Consider the following 19,386-nt stretch of genomic DNA (forward strand, 5'->3'; position numbering starts at 1 on the left):
AGCTATGTGTTTGATTTTTATCATCTTGTTTAATATAAATATAAAATTAAGTGATTATTTATCAATCTTATTGGTGGCTAGAGATGCATTGGTTAATAGTAATGGAAAGTTAGGAATCATCGATCTGGTAAATATAAGAATTACTGGTTATCTATTCCCTCACAATTATCAATTTAATGCTGTCGAATCGACAAGAGGCTACTTGAATGTTAGAGAAAAAAGACGCAATGAGTGCTATTGCAAGCTACAGAATGGAAAGCACTTTGCGTGGCGTTGACTTAAATCTTTTGACTGTCTTTGATGCAGTAATGCAAGAACAGAATATTACGCGAGCCGCTCATAATTTGGGGATGTCTCAACCTGCCGTAAGTAACGCTGTGGCTCGCCTAAAAGTGATGTTTAATGACGAACTATTCATGCGTCAAGGTCGTGGTATTCAACCGACTCAACGTGCTCGTCAGTTGTTTGGGCCAATTCGCCAAGCGCTACAGTTAGTACGCAACGAACTACCAAGTTCGGTGTTCTCTCCAGAGTCATCTTCTCGTCAGTTTAAACTGGCTATTTGCAGCCCTTGTGACATGCGTTTTGCACCTAAGATTATGTCGACAATCAACGAACAAGCACCAAGCGTTAAACTGCATATGGATGCCGAGTTTGACCGTCAACTTTCTGAGCGTATGCGTTATCAAGAAATTGACTTCGTTATTGATTATGCTCGATTTGATGAACAAGGTTTCTCAAGCACTGAAATTTTCCAAGATGAATTGGTTGTGGTTGCTTCCGCTTTTCACCCTCGTATTAACAGTGAAGTGACAGCAGCAGAATTACATAATGAAAAGCATGCAAAACTGTCTCGTATTCATGGTCAACGTAGCTTCTCTGAACAGGCTTACCGCGACTTAGATTGTATGCCTTTTTATGAAGGTACTAGCTTGAGTAACGTTCTTTACGTTGTCGGTCAGTCTGAACTTGTTACGATTGCACCTCGCTGGATGGTAGAACATGCAGCAAACAAAGAGCAGCTTCAGATTCTGGATTTCCCATTCGATAATGCGGCGATTTCCGGCTTTCTAAGTTGGCATGAATCAAGTGAAAAGGACAAAGGACACATTTGGTTACGAGATCAATTAATGATGATCTGTGGCGAAGTCGTTGCGCTTAACTAAGCCTTAATTCTATGATTTATAAGCCCTTAACTAGGTTTCTAGCTAAGGGATTTTTTATGTTAACAATCGGGGAAAGTATAAAATGCGAGGTGAGATGTACTATTACTGATAACTTAGAACTTCGTCAGTTGCCTTTTTTATGATCGAAGGTACACTTGTGCGCTCAAAAAAGCTTGCAGGTGTAAGCCAAAGGTAAAGAGATGGCCTATTTAGATTTTCATATTGTAAAAAGACTTCGTGACCAAATAGCCCAAGGTGGCAACCGTACAGCGTTGAAGCACAAAGTCGACAATGTATGGCAAGGTATTAGTTGGGAGCAGTTTGGACAGCAGATTGATACGCTTTCATTAGCGCTATTAGCCCAAGGGTTGAGAGTTCAAGATAAGATCGGTATCTTCTCAAATAATATGCCTCAGTGGACGGTGGCCGATTTTGCCTCTTTACAAGCTCGTCTTGTTACAGTGCCTATTTATCCAACAAATACTGCAGCGCAGTCTTCTTATATCATTCAGAATGCCGATGTGAAGGTCTTATTTGTCGGTGAGCAATCTCAGTTTGATGCGGCGGTTAGCCTGTTTGAAGAGTGCGAGCAGCTAGACATTGTTGTGGCTATGTCAGATGGCATCGACCTGCAAGGACACAGCTTTGCCGTATCTTGGAATGACTTCATGGCGCGTGGCGTTGAAGCACAACAAGCCGAACTTGATGTGCGTCTTGCTGATGCAAGCATGGACGACTTACTGACTCTTATCTATACCTCGGGTACCACCGGTCAGCCAAAAGGTGTCATGCTTGATTACTCTAATATTGGTTATCAGTTAGAGGGGCACGATGAGCGTCTAAGCTTAAGCCAAGATGATGTGTCATTATGCTTTTTACCTTTATCGCACGTATTTGAACGTGCTTGGACTTTCTACGTTCTCTATAAAGGTGCAACCAACTGTTATTTGCAAGACACAATGCAAGTACGTGATGCTCTAGGTGATGTGAAACCAACCGTAATGTGTGCGGTTCCACGCTTTTACGAGAAGATTTTCTCTGCGATTCACGAGAAGGTATCCAAAGCGCCATTTCTTCGTAAGGTGGTATTTACTTGGGCGGTGAATATGGGAGCTAAACTCTCGGTTTGTCACCAACAAGGGCGCACACCATCATTGATGCTGAAAAAAAGTCATGCGCTAGCCGATAAGCTTGTGCTATCTAAACTGCGAGCTCTACTCGGCGGTAACATCAACTTCATGCCATGTGGTGGCGCGAAGCTTGATGAAACCATTGGTCGCTTTTTCCATGCTATTGGCATCAATGTAAAACTGGGCTACGGCATGACAGAAACCACGGCGACGGTGTCATGTTGGGATGATCGTTGTTTTAATCCTGACTCTATCGGCATGTCTATGCCGGGCGCAGAAGTGAAAATTGGTGCTAAGGATGAAATTCTTGTCCGAGGCCCGATGGTGATGCGCGGTTACTATAAAATGCCCGAAGAAACTGAAAAAACATTTGATGAGCATGGTTTCTTAAAAACTGGCGATGCGGGCCATTTTGATGAGAATGGTAACCTGTTTATTACCGATCGTATTAAAGAGTTGATGAAAACATCAGGCGGCAAGTACATTGCACCGCAAGTGGTAGAAGGGGCGATCGGCAAAGATCACTTTATTGAACAAATTGCCGTTATTGCTGACACGCGCAAATTCGTTTCTGCATTGATTGTCCCTTGTTATGACTCGCTAGAAGAGTATGCAAAAGAACTGAATATTAAGTATCACGATCGCGTTGAATTGATTAAGCATCACCAAATTGTGGAGATGCTGGAGAAGCGCGTGAATGGGCTGCAACAAGAGTTGGCTAAGTTTGAACAAGTGAAGAAGTTCAAACTGTTACCCAAAGCATTTTCTATGGATGATGGCGAACTGACACCGACTCAAAAATTGCGTCGTAAAGTTATCAACGACAAGTATCAAGATGAAATCGAAGAAATGTATACTGAAAAGCCTAAAGATAAGTAGTTTTTAGGTGAGATAAATGCTCAGTTGTTTGAAAATCCCTCTACGAATGTGATTGCATTTTTAGGGGGATTTTTTATATCTGATGATTTATCGCAATGTGCGAGAGCGCACATCCCAACGATCTCTTTCTATGGGTTTATTATGTGATTTTTTATTATTAAGTGCTTTTTTTTATTCGCTTTCTAGTTGTTAAGGCTGTTTTTTCGATTTTATTTGGTTTTTGTTTGATGGTTGTCTGTTTGATGCTGGTTGTTTCCACTATTGCTTATTAGTGGGTGTTAGACCGAGTGATAATAAAGCGTTAAAGTTGTTTCGTATTACTGATTGTTGTTATCACGACAGACAGTCATAGCCGAGAAAGTGAAAATATTTCGAATTAGGCTACGAATAAGCCCTAGACTATGTAAAACCAGCCCAACATGTTCACCAAATGTGATTGGAAACTGGTGAGGAGAGTAATATGACAACAAAACCTGAAACAGCAATGTTATCTGGCGCTGAGATGGTGGTGCAGTCTCTGATTGAAGAAGGTGTAGAACAAATCTTTGGTTACCCAGGAGGATCTGTACTTGATATTTATGATGCACTGCATGCTAAAACCGACGAAATTAAGCACGTATTAGTACGCCACGAACAAGCTGCTACTCATATGGCTGATGGTTATACCCGTTCTACCGGTAAGCCGGGTGTGGTTCTGGTCTGTTCTGGTCCTGGTGCGACCAATACCGTTACTGGTATTGCAACGGCCTATATGGACTCAATCCCAATGATTGTTATTTCTGGTAACGTACCAAATAACCTGATTGGTAACGACGCCTTCCAAGAGTGTGACATCGTGGGGGTATCACGCCCTATCGTTAAACACAGCTTCTTGGTTAAGAAAGCGGAAGATATCCCAGACGTCGTTAAAAAAGCATTCTATATTTCAACGACAGGACGACCTGGTCCTGTGGTTATTGATTTGCCTAAAGATATTCTCAATCCACAAATCAAGCTTCCTTATGACTACCCAGAAACGATTAAAATGCGTTCGTATAATCCAACGCTTACGGGTCATAAAGGACAGATCAAAAAGGCACTAAAAGCACTTCTTGATGCGAAAAAACCGGTCCTTTACGTCGGTGGTGGTGCGGTAATTTCTGAGGCAGATAAGCCGCTGTTAAAATTAGCAGAGGCACTGAATTTACCCGTGGTAAGTACCTTAATGGGGCTTGGCGCTTTCCCTGGTACCCATAAAAACGCCTTGGGTATGTTGGGTATGCATGGCTTGTATGAAGCCAACATGGCGATGCACAATGCAGACTTGATCTTTGGTATTGGCGTACGTTTCGATGACCGTACCACCAACAACTTAGACAAGTACTGCCCTGATGCGAAGATCATGCACATTGATATCGATCCATCTTCTATCTCGAAGAACGTGAAAGTGGATCTACCGATTGTTGGCTCTGCGGAAAAAGTACTAGAGAGCATGGTGAATCTGCTGGTTGAGCAAGGTGGAACCAATGACGCACAAGCGATGGAAAGTTGGTGGAGTGAAATCCAGCAATGGCAAGAACGCGATTGTTTAGCCTATGACAAATCTTCTGAGCGGATCAAGCCACAGCAGGTTATTGAAACACTGTATAAAGTAACCAATGGCGATGCCTATGTTGCTTCGGATGTTGGTCAACATCAAATGTTTGCTGCGCTATACTACCCGTTCTATAAACCACGTCGCTGGATTAACTCTGGTGGCTTAGGCACGATGGGCTTTGGTCTACCTGCCGGTATGGGCGTTAAGTTTGCCAAACCCAACGAAGAAGTCGTTGTTGTCACTGGTGACGGCAGTATCCAAATGAATATCCAAGAGCTATCAACTGCGTTGCAATACAATATTCCGGTTAAAATTATTAACCTTAACAACCGTTTCTTAGGAATGGTAAAGCAGTGGCAAGATATTGTTTATCAAGGTCGTCACTCTAACTCATATATGGACTCTGTTCCTGATTTCGCGGCGATTGCAGAGGCTTATGGTCATGTTGGCATGCGTATTTCATCTCCAGATGAATTGGAATCAGGCTTGGAAAAAGCATTAGCAATGAAAGATCGTCTGGTATTTGTCGACATCAGTGTTGATGACACCGAGCACGTTTACCCAATGCAAATAAAAGGCGAGGGTATGGATAACATGTGGCTAAGCAAAACGGAGAGAACATAATATGAGACACATCATTTCACTATTAATGGAAAACCAACCTGGTGCACTTTCTCGAGTGGTTGGTTTGTTTTCTCAGCGTGGCTACAACATCGAATCTTTGAATGTATCCCCAACGGATGATCCAACGCTTTCTCGTCTGAACGTGACCACTAATTCTAGCGAAATGCAGCTTGAACAAATCCAGAAACAGCTCCACAAGCTGATTGATGTACTTAAGGTACAAGAGGTCTCTGAGTTTGAGCATCTCGAACGTGAATTGTTGATGATCAAGGTACGAGCAAGCGGTTTTGCTCGTGCTGAAGTGAAACGTACCGCTGATATTTTCCGTGGCCAGATAGTCGATGTAACGGCTTCGCAATATACCGTTCAAATGGCGGGCACCAGTGAGAAGCTGGATGCTTTTATTCAAGCCTTATCTGAAGTAACCGAAGTGCTTGAAGTGGCTCGCAGTGGTGTTGTGGGGATCGCACGAGGTGAGCGAGCCTTAAAAGCCTAAGTTGACTCGTCCAGTATTGAGTAAATTGAAGGTGATTATTTGAAATGGTTATTTCGAATATAATGTGTTTTAGTCGCTTCTAAGCCGCTTCTAAGCCGCTTCTAAGCCGCTTCTAAGCCGCTTTTAAAAGCGGCTTTTATTTTGTTCATTTTCTAGGGTGCTATAATCGGTGCTCTCTTTTTTACCGAGCTAGTAATGCGAAACAAAAAAGCCATCTTAACATTACTGATCATCTCAATCACACTCTGTTCAGCGGTCGCTCTTTATTACTTACAGCGATACAAAGAAGTCAAACAGCAGAGTTTTGATTATTCGGCGATACAAGCTGTCCATCAGCTCGTGTATGCCAAACGAGATTATGACCTGATTAAGACCCAATTGGTCTCCGTCATGGGGTTGCTCAGTCACAGTCAGAGCCTTGTTAATTTTGCGATATCGCCATCTGAACAAACCAAAAGCTTACTCGAAGAGGTTTGGCAATCTGTACTTGTTAATCAGAAATGGTATCGACAGATTTATCTTTTAGACACCACTGGTCAAGAACGCGTTCGAGTCAATTACTCTGTAGACACAGGGAATGTCACGATCCCTCAACAGTTACAAGATAAGTCTGATTCCAACTATTTCCAACACGCTCAAGACCTAGAAAGCGAGCAGATTGGTGGTTGGGGGATTGAGCTTGATGCGGAGAATGGAGAGTTAACCTTCCCTTATATGCCTCCAATCCGTGTATTTACCCCCGTAGAAACCGCAGGTAAGCGAGTGGGGTATCTTGTTATTAACCTTGATATTATGGATTTATCGTCACGTATTAGCTTTTCTCCGGATAATGATCTTAGAGCGGAAGTACTTAATGAGGCTGGCTATTACATATCGAGTAGCGACAGCGGCAAGCTATTTGGTGACTCTATTCCAGAAAGAAAGTCGTACAACCTGAAGAACATCGCACCGAAGACATGGGAATTGATGTCGAATGAGCCGGCTGGACATGTTTTCGAAGATGGGAATTTGTTTGCGTTTAATACGGTTACGCTCGCTAACAATCAAAAGGCTCATCTGCTGATTCAACTTAATCAGGAGCAACTGATGAAGCGAGCTGAGCGCGACCTGAATGATCTCGTTCATGAAGAGATGATCGTTCTGTTTACGGTGCTGGTTTTTGCCTTTCCGTTTGCCTATTTTGTGACGCATTGTCGGCGTCGAAGTCTAGAGAGTAAGTTGGCACGCGCTGCATTAAGCGGGATGTCGGCCGTGATGATCTCTGATAAGCACCATCGAACTATGATGATCAATAGCGAATTTGAAAATATGACGGGTTACAGCAAAAGCCAAGTCATCGGGCATAATGCCTTGCAGTTACTTCTGGAAAACACCGATCAGGAGCTTTCTAGTGACTCAATTTGGCAAAACCTTGAGCAAGAAGTATGGGAAGCAGAGGTTCTGTGTAAGAACAAATATCGCATTCCATTTACTGCCATCATGAGAATTCAGGCGGTTCAAAACAACGCCGGAAGGATCAGCTACTATATAACATCCTTAGTGGATATTACCGTAAGAAAACAGCTTGAAGTTCGCCTACGTTTTTTAAGTGAGAGAGACTCTTTGAGCAACCTTTGGAACCGAAGAAAGTTCGAAGAACAGTTAGCGTACTACGCTCGATTAATTGAGCATTCTCCTAATGAAGCCACGACTTGTTTGGCTTTGGTTGATATCGATAACTTTAAGCGAATTAATGACGAGCTTGGTCACGATGAAGGTGATCGTGTGATAGCGGGTGTTGCTCAGCTCTTACAGAACAGCCTTCGCAGTACCGATTTCGTGGCTAGGGTAGGTGGCGAGGAATTTGCACTCCTGATGCCGCATACTTCATTGCCTGAAGCGAAGCGCATACTGGAACGCTTACGCATTGAGATAGAGCTAACCGCGGGCACTAAAGTAACAGTGAGCATCGGATTCACGGATTTGACGAGTAACACTACTCGTTCATACAAATGCGCGGATGTTGGGCTCTATCAATCGAAATCTTCTGGGCGTAATACCGTTTCTATGTATCCAAGTCATGCTGATGTTGCTTAACGTTTTATCGATCCGGCTTCTATGTTTTATTCGAAATCGCATTGTTGAGCGAGCGATATCACAAAATTCATACAGTTAGACTAAAGTCTAATGTCGGTACTAATTTGAGCTAAAATAAATGATAAGTAAACGACATTGTTTCAGATTGCATCACGCTAAGCCCTATACAAAATAGAGTGTTGAGCCGATGTAAAGGACGATACTGTTTGGCCCTTATCAATAATTTGACTGGCAGCCATCATGAAGTTCGCTGAAGCAAGAGTTTAAGGGATCATACTGTCTGGTTAAAAGAGGCGTGGTATGTTTGTCGATTTTTTAGTGAGGCTAACTATAGGTGCATTAGCGGTTCTTGGCTTTCAACTTAGCGCGTTGTATTTTTTACCTATGGTTGTACTGCTCAATACTCATCACAAAGAGTTTTTTGGGTGGTAGTTCTGTGAATCAAAAGGGTGTGCGCTTTTGTTTATGTTGACGGAGCTGCGCACTGGCCATTTAGGAACGTTTTTTTCATAAAAAAAGAGGGCCGAAGCCCTCTTTTCTATTTTATACGAATCGGTTCATTGTTATAGAACGTGAACAGATGCTGTATTTGTCGTACCAGAAGCAACTAGAGCACCAGATACCATCACTACGATGTCGCCTTTGTTACCTAGACCTGATTGTAGAGCAATCTCTTTACCGTTGATGTAGAAAGCGTCAGTGCTTTCAATTGAATCAACAAGAACTGGCTTAACACCTTTAGTTAGTACAAGCTGTGCAGCAGTCTTAGCGTTAGTCGTCAGCGCTAGAATGTTGGCTGTTGGGAAGTACTTACGTACTGAACGTGCAGACTTGCCGCCGTCAGTTGCTACCACAATTAGAGGAGCAGCTAGTTTTTCAGCTGTATCCACTGCGCCTTTACATACAGCTTCAGTGATGCGTAGACGTGGGCTGTCTAGACGAGAACCCAGTTCAGCTTTAAGAGCAGAATCAGTACGGTTTGCGATTTGAGCCATAATAGTCACAGCTTCAACTGGGTACTTACCTTTAGCCGTTTCACCAGAAAGCATTACTGCATCCGTACCATCCATGATTGCGTTCGCAACATCACCCGCTTCAGCACGAGTTGGACGTGGGTTGCTGATCATAGAGTCAAGCATTTGAGTTGCAGTGATAACCATCTTACGTGCGCGGTTACACTTCTCGATCATCATCTTCTGAGCGAAGATTACTTCTTCTGCTGGGATTTCAACACCTAGGTCACCACGAGCAACCATGATGCCGTCAGAAGCTTCAAGGATTGAATCGAAGTTATCTACACCTTCTTGGTTTTCAATCTTAGAAATGATGTGGATGCTCTCGCCGCCGTTAGCGTTTAGAAGTTCACGGATTTCTTTCACATCGTCTTCTTTACGGATGAAAGAAGCCGCTACGAAATCAACGCCTTGCTCACAGCCAAACTTAAGGTCAGCTTTGTCTTTTTCAGAAAGCGCTGGAAGTTGAACAGAAACGCCAGGAAGGTTAACACCTTTGTTTTCGCCTAGAGCACCGTTGTTAAGAACTTTACACTTAACTTCAGTGTCTGTGGTTGCGATAACTTCCATTTCGATCAGGCCGTCATCAACAAGAATCGTGTTACCCGCAGATAAGTCTTTCGCGAAACCTAGGTAAGTTACGGCTACTACGTCTTTGTTACCAACAACTGTAGCATCAGTTGTGAAAGTGAACTCTTGACCAGCTACTAGATCTACGTCGTTACCATCTTCAAGTTTGATAGTACGGATTTCTGGACCTTTAGTATCTAGAAGGATAGCAAGTTGCTCGCCTTTGTTTTCCATTACTTTACGGAAGTTCGCGATACGAGTGCCGTGCTCTGCGAAATCACCGTGAGAGAAGTTAAGACGCATAACGTTCATGCCAGCATCTACTAGTTCAGTTAGCTTCTCTACAGATTCAGTTTTAGGGCCAATCGTACATACGATTTTGGTCTTTTTCATGGAAGGTACTCTCCGGTAAGTATTGTTACAATTTCAAATTTATTTAAGTTCTGAAGAATTGGTCCGCTACATCAACATTTTGTGCCTGTTGTGTAAAAGCGCGGGACTTCCAATATGTCCTTCAGAGTTGTAAGTCTTTCATCAATTTTAGTCATTTTATGACCAAAATATTTTGATTCAATATCGGTTTTCTGTGACTTACCCCACTATATAGGTGGTAAGTTGCAAAAAAATAACAGTCAGTTTTGTAATTTTTTTTCTTTTCGGGTGCGGATTCTACCACCTAATGAGTTCAATATCACGGCTTAACAATTGTCTTAGGACAAGGTTTTATCGCTATTTATTAATTTTTTGGATCGAAATAAATGGACTAAATAGTTTCGTTGTAACTATAATAAGTTTCACATCGAAACATTATGGTCTTTTATAAATGTCGAAACGAAACACTCAGCTCAGAAGACATGCAATTTCACAGCTAGTGAACGAAAAGGGGGAGGTTAGTGTTGATGAGTTATCCGCTAAATTCGAAACCTCTGAAGTCACTATTAGAAAGGATTTGGCGTCTTTGGAAACAAACGGTCAACTCTTACGCCGTTATGGTGGTGCGATTTCGTTACCGAAAGAAGTGGTCAACGAAGAGTTGGGTTATAAGGTTTCGAATCGAAAGGTTTTGTTGGCAAAAGCCGCTGCAGATTTAATTCGCGACCATAACCGTATTGTGATCGATAGTGGTAGTACTACGGGGGCCCTAATTCAGCAGCTTAATGCCAAGCGTGGTTTGGTTGTTATGACCAACTCATTGCACGTTGCGAATGCGCTTAATGAGCTTGAAAGTGAGCCGACGTTATTGATGACTGGCGGCACGTGGGATACCCATTCGGACTCTTTCCAAGGCAAAGTCGCAGAGTCGGTGCTTCGCGCTTACGATTTTGACCAACTATTTATTGGGGCTGATGGTATCGACCTTGATAGAGGCACAACCACGTTTAACGAACTGGTTGGCCTGAGCAAAGTAATGGCTGAAGTATCACGAGAAGTGATCGTGATGGTTGAGTCGGAAAAAGTGGGACGAAAGATCCCGAACTTAGAGCTGGCATGGGAACACATTGACATCTTAATTACCGATACAGACTTGGGCGAAGAATCTAAAGCAAGTATCGAATCACATGATGTTCGCGTGATCCTGACTGATCCAGCGTAAAAACAAATTTAAATATTATGCATTTCCCTTCCTATAATTGATCTTAATAAAGATATGGCCTTTGCTTGCTGCCAATAGGAATAAAACAACATTGATGGAGTGAAACTATGTGTGGAATTGTTGGTGCAGTAGCACAGCGTGACGTCGCCGAAATCTTGGTCGAAGGCCTTCGCCGTCTAGAATACCGTGGCTACGATTCAGCAGGTGTTGCTGTTGTTGATACCGAATCGAACCTAACTCGTGTGCGCCGCCTAGGTAAAGTACAAGAGCTCGCTGACGCGGTAGAAGAGCAACAGGTGATTGGCGGTACCGGTATTGCTCATACACGTTGGGCGACACACGGTGAACCGTCTGAAGCGAACGCACATCCACACATGTCGGGCGATATTGCCGTGGTACACAATGGTATCATCGAAAACCACGAAGCACTGCGCGCTCTGCTGCAAGAACGTGGCTACGTGTTTACTTCACAAACGGATACCGAAGTGATTGCTCACTTAGTGGAGTGGGAACGTCGCACTTCAGCTTCTTTGCTTGAAGCGCTACAGAAAACGGCAAAACAGTTAGACGGTGCTTACGGTACGGTTGTTATTGATCGCAAAGATCCTAGCCGTATTGTTGTGGCCCGTTCTGGTAGCCCTATTGTGATCGGTTTTGGCGTCGGTGAGAACTTTCTTGCCTCTGACCAGTTAGCGCTGCTAAGCGTCACTCGTCGCTTTATGTACTTAGAAGAGGGCGATGTGGCTGAGGTAACTCGTCGTGATGTGACGGTATTTGATGTCGCGGGCGAGCGTGTTGAGCGTGAAATTGTTGAATCAAACGTAGAACACGATGCCGGTGATAAAGGCCAATATCGTCACTTCATGCAGAAAGAGATCTTTGAGCAACCCACTGCGTTAATCAACACGATGGAAGGTCGTATCTCTGACTCATCAGTTATCACTAACGCGATTGGCGTTAAAGCGGAAGCGATCCTAAGCAAGGTTGAACATGTGCAGATCATCGCATGTGGTACGTCTTACAATTCAGGCATGGCGGCGCGTTACTGGTTTGAGTCTTTAGCTGGTGTAAGCTGTGATGTCGAGATCGCCTCTGAATTCCGCTATCGTGATTTCGTTGTTCGCCCGAATAGCCTACTGGTGACTCTGTCTCAGTCTGGGGAAACCGCGGATACGCTAGCTGCGCTTCGTCTTGCAAAAGAGAAGGGTTACATGTCAGCAATGACCATCTGTAACGTTGCGGGTTCTTCGCTGGTTCGTGAATCTGATTTTGCCTTCATGACTCGCGCAGGCACAGAGATCGGCGTGGCTTCGACGAAAGCCTTCACCACTCAACTCGCCGCAATGCTGATGATGGTCACGTCAATGGGTCGCCTACAAGGTCGCATCAATGAACAGAAAGAAGCAGAGATCGTCCAAGCACTTCATCAACTGCCAGCTGATATCGAGAAAGCACTCGCGTTTGACAAAGAGATAGAAGCGCTAGCACCTGATTTTGCTGATAAGCACCACACACTGTTCTTGGGGCGTGGTGAGTTCTACCCAATCGCAATGGAAGCATCTCTTAAACTGAAAGAGATCTCTTACATCCACGCAGAAGCATACGCAGCGGGTGAGCTTAAGCATGGTCCTTTGGCGCTTATCGATGCCGATATGCCTGTGGTGGTTATTGCACCAAGCAACGACTTACTAGAGAAGCTGAAATCGAACGTTGAAGAAGTACGTGCTCGTGGTGGACTACTTTACGTATTCGCTGATGAAGACGCTGGCTTTGAAAGCGATGAGAACATGAAGATCATCAAGATGCCTCACGTTAGTGAGGTAATAGCACCTATCTACTACACCGTCCCGATGCAGCTGCTTTCTTATCATGTCGCGCTAATCAAAGGTACCGACGTTGACCAACCTCGTAACCTTGCGAAAGCAGTAACGGTTGAGTAAGTCTAGATTATCTGAGAAGTAGATAATAGAAAGCCCATCTCGTGATGGGCTTTTTGTGTCTGTAGCTTAAAGCAGTGGCGTCATTAAGCGCTCAGTGCTTGCTCTAGATCAGCCAAGATATCATCAATGTGTTCAATACCTACTGAGAGGCGAATCATCTCTGGTGATACTCCAGCTTGTTTCTGTTCAGCTTCGCTTAGTTGACGGTGTGTCGTCGAAGCAGGGTGACAAGCGAGAGATTTCGCATCACCAATGTTGACCAAGCGTTTGAAGATTTGCAGTGCATCGTAAAAACGAACCCCGGCTTCGTAACCATCTTTTAAGCCAAAAGATAAAATCGCAGATGGTTTACCCTGCATGTACTTTTCGGCGAGTGGGTAGAATTCTGAATCAGGTAGGCCAGCGTAACTCACCCAACTGACTTTCTCGTGTTGCTTAAGGTATTCAGCTACTTTCAAGGCGTTCTCTGTGTGTCGCTCCATACGCAGCGATAGCGTCTCCAAACCTTGCATCAGCATGAAAGCATTCATGGGTGACAGTGCAGCACCTGTATTGCGTAGGGGAACGGTTCTAGCACGACCAATAAACGCAGCCTCACCAAAGGCCTCGGTATACACCACACCATGGTAAGAAGGCTCTGGCTGATTAAATACAGGGAAGCGGTCCTTGTGCTGTGCCCATGGGAATTTGCCTGAATCGACAATCACGCCACCTAACGTTGTACCGTGACCACCCACGTATTTGGTTAGTGAATGCACCACGATGTCGGCCCCAAAATCGATAGGTTTACACAGCACGGGTGTGGCCACCGTGTTATCGACAATCACAGGCACACCTTGTGCGTGAGCAAGTTCTGCAACACGCTCTAAGTCGATAATATTACCTGCTGGGTTACCAATACTTTCACAGTAAACCGCCTTGGTTTTTTCATCGATCAGCGCTGCTAAGCTTTCTGGTTTGTCATCTTTAGCAAAGCGAACTTCAATCCCTTGGTTTGGCAGCATGTGAGCAAATAGGGTGTAAGTACCGCCGTAAAGCTGAGGTGTTGAAACTATGTTGTCACCGATTTGAGCCAATGTTTGAATCGCATAGTTGATTGCTGCACTGCCCGCACTCACGACCAAACCCGCAATCCCACCTTCTAAGGCAGCCATACGTTTTTCTAGCACATCATTGGTTGGGTTCATTATGCGAGTGTAGATATTACCTGGTACCGCAAGGTTGAAGAGGTCAGCACCGTGTTGTGCATCATCGAATTCGTAAGCAACGGTTTGGTAGATTGGTGTGGCAACCGATTTGGTTGTTGGATCAGTTTCGTAGCCGAAGTGAATCGAGAGTGTTTCGTCTTTCATGAGTCTTCCCTGAACGATTGAATAGTCTGTGTACTTTTTTTATATTGCCGATTTTTTTATAAAAGAAAAGCATCTTTAGTCAAATAGAGGGAACTCGATGAGAGAGTCAGATTGTTGAGCGAGAAGGTGCAGAGCTAGAAAAGCAAAAAGCCAGAGCAGTGTAAACTGTTCTGGCTTTTCTAATTTGGTGGCCCTCCCAGACTCAATTTTTAACATTAACTTATTGTAAATTATAATATTATTTTGTTCTTGTTTTTATTGTTGGTACATTTAGTGGTACATTGCGTTTTAGGTACAACAATCCATAAATTACACTTAGRACAATTTGAAATATTAATTATGTTTAATATTTCAGTGTTTAAAGAGCCCTAGAGCTTTTGTTGCACTTTGTACGCTAATCACAACTTGTCATTATTCATCACTTTAATTACATGCTTTTCTATTTCGGTGCATCTTTTTTGTGATAATTCAGGTAAAAGCTTCACATCAACCTTTAGCGCTACAGTAACGCTTTGTATGCTGCTACCTTTACTTGATCACAGACCGTAGGATTTCTAGTTAATTCGAGTAACCTAACTTTAAGGGTATAGATTATATCTTTGTATTCAAAGTGCCCTTTCTCACCGTAGATTTGATAGCTGAGTTCCCCTTTCTGTGTGGCTGCTTTTGAGGCTAAGTATTGCTCGTAGTTGATATGATCCTTGTTACTAAAGAATGATGTGAAGCTGAGCAAAAAAAACGGAGTCAATTCAATGAAGCCAGTTAATTTTGTTTTGTCTTTTTTCGAGAGTCTTGAGCATCGCCGAATCAGGTTCATATCTTCTAAATCCTTCAGCCGATCACTCACTTTATAGGTGTTTGTACCGAGTTTATCCGCTATCCATTTTCCTCCTATAGGGACTCCACCAATCATTAAATCAAAGTTCTTTGCTAACAACATAGTGACAATAATTAGGTTCTGGGTGCGCTGCTGGCGAAACCCCAACTCTTGAGCTTTTTTCTCTATGTATTGGTAAATGTTGTCGTACTCAACTAGTGATGCCCCCATAAAGTGGGTCTGTCTTGTTGACTCACTGAGGGGGTGAGAGGGTAGAACATAGATCTCAGAGTTTGGTTCAAAGGGCTTTGTCATTGGTTGGAAATCAGCCCATGAGTTGAGTTGGATAAGTGATGAGGGAGTATGTTGTCTACGCGTAAATCTACCATCTGTTTTTTGGCTATCAGTAAGTACTAAAAACTCATTTTGACGATCAAATGGATTAATGAAGTTGTGCAACGGATGTTGAGAAACTGCGGTTTCTTTTAAGTTGTTTTGGGAGGCTTCATTGTTGAACATTGAGTAATTTTCCACGTTTTTTCGATTTTGCTAGATATACCATTATAAATTTATTCTTCCAACTTGATTGATTTTTATGTAAAAAATATTTTTTAATAGTCTTGTCTTATGTGAGTAAATGAGGATGCGTTGGGTTGTTGTGGCGTGATGGTTTGCTGTTGAAGTCGTGGGCATTATCGAGCTCTCTCTTCATTAACTAGAACAATGGATTGTCATTTAATTTGTAACTTACTTGGATTCGAGAGTGGGGAGAGGACATCGATTTTCCGCAGTTCAGTGCCTAGGTGTTGATGGTTAACTAGCACTTGCCCCTTTAGATGGACAGGAAATTCATACGTAGCAGTTTTTTGCATTGTCTGTCTGGTTAGTATTATTACAGTCATATCTACCATACCTATTCACCCATTACATCGACATATTACCCTCTACTGAGTCACCCCTAGTGACTCACAGTACGCAATTAAAATTAACGACACAGACCTATCTATGAACCTAAACACAGGAGTAGATAGGAATGAATGTACGTTCTAGAAAAAACAAAAACCTCAGACTAACCACCAAGAAAACGTTTCTGGGTAGACCTATCCAGACCGAGCACGGTCCACTCTATCTCGACTACTTAGAGAAAATGCACAATACGATTGATATCGCATTGGACGAGTATCCTCGGTTGATGGCTATTCGCGTGGATTTGAGGTTTCCTAAGCTAAGGAAAAATGAAATGAGCGGTAATGTGATGACCGATTTTTTACGCTCATTACAGTCGCAGATTGATCACTCCGGAAAACGAAAGAAAAGAGAAGGGAGTGTTAGGGTGCACCCCTGTAAAGTGCGGATTGCTTGGGTGAGGGAACGCTCTAGCTCGATAAACGACCACTATCACCTAGTACTCATGTTCAACAAAGATAGATTTAACTGGTTGGGGAAAACTCAAACGCAACAGGAGAACTTAGGCTCTTTTATCGTAGAGGCATGGGCGAGGGTGGCCGGTGTCGACTACGAAGAAGCTAATGGATTAGTCCATTTTTCAAAGCGAAAGAATAGCGACAGTGTGGTCATCCACCGCTTGAATTGTAACTCTGATGCGTTTGATGATGCGTTTGATGAGTTCTTCAAGCACATTAGCTATCTAGCAAAAGAGAACACTAAGCACTTTGGTAGCGGTAGACGAAATTTCGGACATAGCCATAAGTAGCTTAAAAAAAACGGTAGTCACAGTTCCTGTGGGAATAACAACAAACCACAGGAACCAATCATGACTCATCAACTCAACGTGGCTCATCAAAGAGCCCACACTATCACTCATGACAGAACCTTCAATGGGAAACCACTCTACTACTTTGAGGATGGTCTCGTCCTCGAATACCTAGAGGAGATAGACCGAGTGCTGACTGAAGCACTAAACAAATATCCAAGAATCTATGCTGTTCACATCAACCTAAACCTACCGAGTGACTTCGGGGGAGATTACCTAACGGTGTTTGCCCATTTCTTTCGTATTTTAGAATCGGAGACTAATGAGCTCTGTAAGGACAAATACACCGATAGAACTTATCGATACCAGCAAACGGTTATTCGCTATATCTGGACGAAGGCGAGTGAGTCCACCAGCGATCACCATCATCTTATCTTGCTCTTTGATAGGGATCTCTTTCAAAACTTAGGCACTGGTCGAGAGGGTTGGGGTCGATTTCTCTACAAAAAAGTGAGGAAGGCATGGGATAGCGTGGTTGAAGCATATTACCGCCAACCATGCTCTGGATTAGGCTACTCTCCTACGAATGAAGGTTTTGAGCTGTTGTCTGACGCTGAAGTGTTCCCGTTGCAGTTAAACGAGTTCTTCTATCGAATCAGTCGTCTCGCGAAGCCCATTACCAACTTGAACGATCACCGAAACAAGAGCTTTGGTTGCAGTCACGACTGACCTTAAAAAAATACAACGCGAGCAATGCCTATGTCATTCACACACAAAAAGGCATTACTCATGGCGAATAGAACCTACCTCCCAAGCATTACTCTTGATAGAACTTTTGAAGATTACCCGCTGTATTACAGCGACAAGGGGTTATACGAGTCAGCACTGACCTCAATGGTCGATGTTTTTGAACAGGCACTCAGTCAGTTTGACATCGCTCTTGCTACACGTTTGGACTTGTTTTTGCCAGAAGACCATCAAGATACCGACCTCAGTATCCTCAACGATTATTTTAATCTGCTTAAAGAAAAGCTTGATACGGATTCTCTGTTCTATGTATGGCGTAAGCGGGAAGACAAGGTGCCATCCCACAACTATCGTGTGATGCTGTTTACTGACTATAGCCAGCACTTTGGTCCCGCTATTTGTTGGGACAAGCGCAACGAATTGGTTGAGCACCTTAAAACGGCTTGGCAAGAAGCGATAGAAAAGCACTACAGCGGCAAAGCGCGTTCATTGGTGTTTCTCAATGACCGAGGGAACTATGGCTTGGGGACACGCTGTAGAAATAAAGACACGAACATCAAACGCACGGTCTTTCATCGCATGAGCAGTCTTGCTGAAGCATGGAAAGAGCAGCGTTACTTCTTTGGTTCTAGCTTGGAATAGACCGACTGCATTTTTTTACAATGGCGGCTTATCACATGGGTATATACAAAGCAGGAGACGATTCCCAGTGAAAATGAAATTTCTACGACTTAAAGACGTGATGTCACTAACAGGGCTAGGCCGCTCCACTATCTATAAATTCATGGCTGATGAAACCGACTTTCCGAAGAGTGTCCCACTCGGTGGACGAGCAGTGGCCTGGCTAGAAAGTGAAATCGAAGAATGGATGGAGCAACGTCTAGCACTGCGAGACAACCAAGAATCCTTTCAGTAATACAAACATCAACTGGGCGCAGGCTAAGCAAAGTCATGCGCCCTTTTTAATTAGAGAGAGATAAAAAATGAGTTATTCAATTTACGTAGATGGCGCAGCCCCACTTAATCTGGATCCGCGCACTTCAAACATAATTTATAACTTTATAAACGTTTAGCTGAGCCATTAACCATGGTAGTCCATGCAGTACACAGGATTTATTTAAAAGATATATGCAAGTCAGGAAAATAAAAATAAGTGATGCTCAGTCAGTGCTAGACCTCATGTATCAATTAGATAGTGAGTCAAAGTTTATGATGCTAGAAGAGGGCGAGAGAACGACTACTCTTGAGCAACAGATTAAATCCCTAGAGTCTTTTAATCAGAGTGGTTCGAAGGTAATGTTCGTTATTCAAGATGGACATGAGATTTGTGGCTTTGTTGCTGGTGTTGGTGGTACATATAGGCGAAACCGACACTCGATGCATTGTATTATGGGTACTAAGCAGTCAGCATCCGGTAACGGTTATGGCAGACTACTATTGGAGTATCTAGAAAACTGGGCTTTAGGCTATGAGTTTACCAGAATGGAGTTGACGGTCATGTGTCACAATGAAAAGGCTGCTCATATTTATCTGAAACATGGCTTTAAGATCGAAGGTACTAAGCGTAATTCTTTAATAGTTGATGGTCAGTATGTCGACGAGTTTTATATGTCAAAGTTATTTCATATATAGTCCGAACGGTGATCCTTGAGATAAATATAGCCTTTGTAATGTGTCAGATGCATCGCCTCC

At 43.3% G+C, this 19,386-nt stretch carries 15 protein-coding genes; 12 read left to right on the plus strand and 3 right to left on the minus strand.

The genetic code is table 11. From position 1 onward, the window contains the following. Positions 1–206: 206 nt before the first annotated feature. The 5 genes from leuO to L4B77_RS00965 all read left to right on the plus strand — a co-directional run bounded on the left by leuO (position 207) and on the right by L4B77_RS00965 (position 7,947). Positions 207–1,166 carry a transcriptional regulator LeuO gene (leuO, locus tag L4B77_RS00945; RefSeq protein WP_261838795.1) on the plus strand — a complete coding sequence of 320 codons (960 nt, stop codon included), beginning with the start codon at positions 207–209 and terminating at the stop codon, positions 1,164–1,166. Between the two features lie 200 nt (positions 1,167–1,366). Further along, positions 1,367–3,175 (plus strand): AMP-dependent synthetase/ligase, encoded by a 1,809-nt coding sequence (locus L4B77_RS00950; RefSeq protein ID WP_372040546.1) that lies wholly within the window; start codon positions 1,367–1,369, stop codon positions 3,173–3,175. 460 nt (positions 3,176–3,635) lie between these two features. Next, the gene (locus L4B77_RS00955) at positions 3,636–5,375 is read left to right on the plus strand and encodes an acetolactate synthase 3 large subunit (RefSeq protein ID WP_429748145.1); all 1,740 of its coding nucleotides are present in this window, start codon (positions 3,636–3,638) and stop codon (positions 5,373–5,375) included. A gap of 1 nt (position 5,376) precedes the next feature. Then, entirely contained in the window at positions 5,377–5,871 is a 495-nt protein-coding gene (gene ilvN, locus L4B77_RS00960) for an acetolactate synthase small subunit (RefSeq protein WP_261838798.1), read from the plus strand. 195 nt (positions 5,872–6,066) lie between these two features. Continuing rightward, positions 6,067–7,947 carry a sensor domain-containing diguanylate cyclase gene (locus L4B77_RS00965; protein WP_429748146.1) on the plus strand — a complete coding sequence of 627 codons (1,881 nt, stop codon included), beginning with the start codon at positions 6,067–6,069 and terminating at the stop codon, positions 7,945–7,947. Between the two features lie 563 nt (positions 7,948–8,510). On the opposite strand, the gene pykF is transcribed toward L4B77_RS00965, so the two are convergent. After that, the gene (gene pykF, locus L4B77_RS00970; RefSeq protein ID WP_261838800.1) at positions 8,511–9,923 is read right to left on the minus strand and encodes a pyruvate kinase PykF; all 1,413 of its coding nucleotides are present in this window, start codon (positions 9,921–9,923) and stop codon (positions 8,511–8,513) included. A gap of 430 nt (positions 9,924–10,353) precedes the next feature. Between pykF and L4B77_RS00975 the strand changes: the two genes are divergently transcribed. Together L4B77_RS00975 and glmS are read left to right on the plus strand one after the other, a co-directional pair. Further along, positions 10,354–11,124 carry a DeoR/GlpR family DNA-binding transcription regulator gene (locus L4B77_RS00975; RefSeq protein WP_261838801.1) on the plus strand — a complete coding sequence of 257 codons (771 nt, stop codon included), beginning with the start codon at positions 10,354–10,356 and terminating at the stop codon, positions 11,122–11,124. Between the two features lie 107 nt (positions 11,125–11,231). After that, a complete protein-coding gene (gene glmS / locus L4B77_RS00980; protein WP_429748147.1) occupies positions 11,232–13,064 on the plus strand; it encodes a glutamine--fructose-6-phosphate transaminase (isomerizing) in 1,833 nt (610 codons plus the stop codon). 83 nt (positions 13,065–13,147) lie between these two features. On the opposite strand, the gene L4B77_RS00985 is transcribed toward glmS, so the two are convergent. Together L4B77_RS00985 and L4B77_RS00990 are read right to left on the minus strand one after the other, a co-directional pair. Further along, a complete protein-coding gene (locus L4B77_RS00985; RefSeq protein ID WP_136973934.1) occupies positions 13,148–14,416 on the minus strand; it encodes an O-acetylhomoserine aminocarboxypropyltransferase/cysteine synthase family protein in 1,269 nt (422 codons plus the stop codon). 499 nt (positions 14,417–14,915) lie between these two features. Then, positions 14,916–15,752: a hypothetical protein gene (locus L4B77_RS00990; RefSeq protein WP_102938371.1), complete on the minus strand. Its 837-nt coding sequence runs from the start codon at positions 15,750–15,752 to the stop codon at positions 14,916–14,918. Between the two features lie 514 nt (positions 15,753–16,266). On the opposite strand from L4B77_RS00990, the gene L4B77_RS00995 reads away from it, so the two are divergent. The 5 genes from L4B77_RS00995 (at position 16,267) to L4B77_RS01015 (ending at position 19,326) form a co-directional block, all read left to right on the plus strand. Further along, positions 16,267–16,947 (plus strand): inovirus Gp2 family protein, encoded by a 681-nt coding sequence (locus tag L4B77_RS00995; RefSeq protein ID WP_011149425.1) that lies wholly within the window; start codon positions 16,267–16,269, stop codon positions 16,945–16,947. A 60-nt stretch (positions 16,948–17,007) separates the two neighbouring features. Further along, positions 17,008–17,676 carry an inovirus Gp2 family protein gene (locus L4B77_RS01000; protein WP_011149426.1) on the plus strand — a complete coding sequence of 223 codons (669 nt, stop codon included), beginning with the start codon at positions 17,008–17,010 and terminating at the stop codon, positions 17,674–17,676. Positions 17,677–17,736: 60 nt separating this feature from the next. After that, a complete protein-coding gene (locus L4B77_RS01005) occupies positions 17,737–18,336 on the plus strand; it encodes an inovirus Gp2 family protein (RefSeq protein WP_088720842.1) in 600 nt (199 codons plus the stop codon). Positions 18,337–18,409: 73 nt separating this feature from the next. Then, on the plus strand, positions 18,410–18,610 hold the full coding sequence (locus L4B77_RS01010) for an AlpA family transcriptional regulator (RefSeq protein WP_429748211.1): 201 nt from the start codon (positions 18,410–18,412) through the stop codon (positions 18,608–18,610). A gap of 212 nt (positions 18,611–18,822) precedes the next feature. Next, positions 18,823–19,326: a GNAT family N-acetyltransferase gene (locus tag L4B77_RS01015; RefSeq protein WP_429748148.1), complete on the plus strand. Its 504-nt coding sequence runs from the start codon at positions 18,823–18,825 to the stop codon at positions 19,324–19,326. Positions 19,327–19,386: the final 60 nt, after the last annotated feature.

It is taken from the genome of Vibrio minamisatsumaniensis, assembly GCF_050337445.1.
In the GTDB taxonomy this organism is placed as follows: domain Bacteria; phylum Pseudomonadota; class Gammaproteobacteria; order Enterobacterales; family Vibrionaceae; genus Vibrio; species Vibrio artabrorum.

What these genes read in the sequence shown, in the direction of transcription:
- leuO (WP_261838795.1), top strand. Translation starts at nt 207, where the DNA reads ATGTTAGAGAAAAAAGACGCAATGAGTGCTATTGCAAGCTACAGAATG.
- L4B77_RS00950 (WP_372040546.1), top strand. Translation starts at nt 1,367, where the DNA reads ATGGCCTATTTAGATTTTCATATTGTAAAAAGACTTCGTGACCAAATA.
- L4B77_RS00955 (WP_429748145.1), top strand. Translation starts at nt 3,636, where the DNA reads ATGACAACAAAACCTGAAACAGCAATGTTATCTGGCGCTGAGATGGTG.
- ilvN (WP_261838798.1), top strand. Translation starts at nt 5,377, where the DNA reads ATGAGACACATCATTTCACTATTAATGGAAAACCAACCTGGTGCACTT.
- L4B77_RS00965 (WP_429748146.1), top strand. Translation starts at nt 6,067, where the DNA reads ATGCGAAACAAAAAAGCCATCTTAACATTACTGATCATCTCAATCACA.
- pykF (WP_261838800.1), bottom strand. Translation starts at nt 9,923, where the DNA reads ATGAAAAAGACCAAAATCGTATGTACGATTGGCCCTAAAACTGAATCT.
- L4B77_RS00975 (WP_261838801.1), top strand. Translation starts at nt 10,354, where the DNA reads ATGTCGAAACGAAACACTCAGCTCAGAAGACATGCAATTTCACAGCTA.
- glmS (WP_429748147.1), top strand. Translation starts at nt 11,232, where the DNA reads ATGTGTGGAATTGTTGGTGCAGTAGCACAGCGTGACGTCGCCGAAATC.
- L4B77_RS00985 (WP_136973934.1), bottom strand. Translation starts at nt 14,416, where the DNA reads ATGAAAGACGAAACACTCTCGATTCACTTCGGCTACGAAACTGATCCA.
- L4B77_RS00990 (WP_102938371.1), bottom strand. Translation starts at nt 15,752, where the DNA reads ATGTTCAACAATGAAGCCTCCCAAAACAACTTAAAAGAAACCGCAGTT.
- L4B77_RS00995 (WP_011149425.1), top strand. Translation starts at nt 16,267, where the DNA reads ATGAATGTACGTTCTAGAAAAAACAAAAACCTCAGACTAACCACCAAG.
- L4B77_RS01000 (WP_011149426.1), top strand. Translation starts at nt 17,008, where the DNA reads ATGACTCATCAACTCAACGTGGCTCATCAAAGAGCCCACACTATCACT.
- L4B77_RS01005 (WP_088720842.1), top strand. Translation starts at nt 17,737, where the DNA reads ATGGCGAATAGAACCTACCTCCCAAGCATTACTCTTGATAGAACTTTT.
- L4B77_RS01010 (WP_429748211.1), top strand. Translation starts at nt 18,410, where the DNA reads ATGAAATTTCTACGACTTAAAGACGTGATGTCACTAACAGGGCTAGGC.
- L4B77_RS01015 (WP_429748148.1), top strand. Translation starts at nt 18,823, where the DNA reads ATGCAAGTCAGGAAAATAAAAATAAGTGATGCTCAGTCAGTGCTAGAC.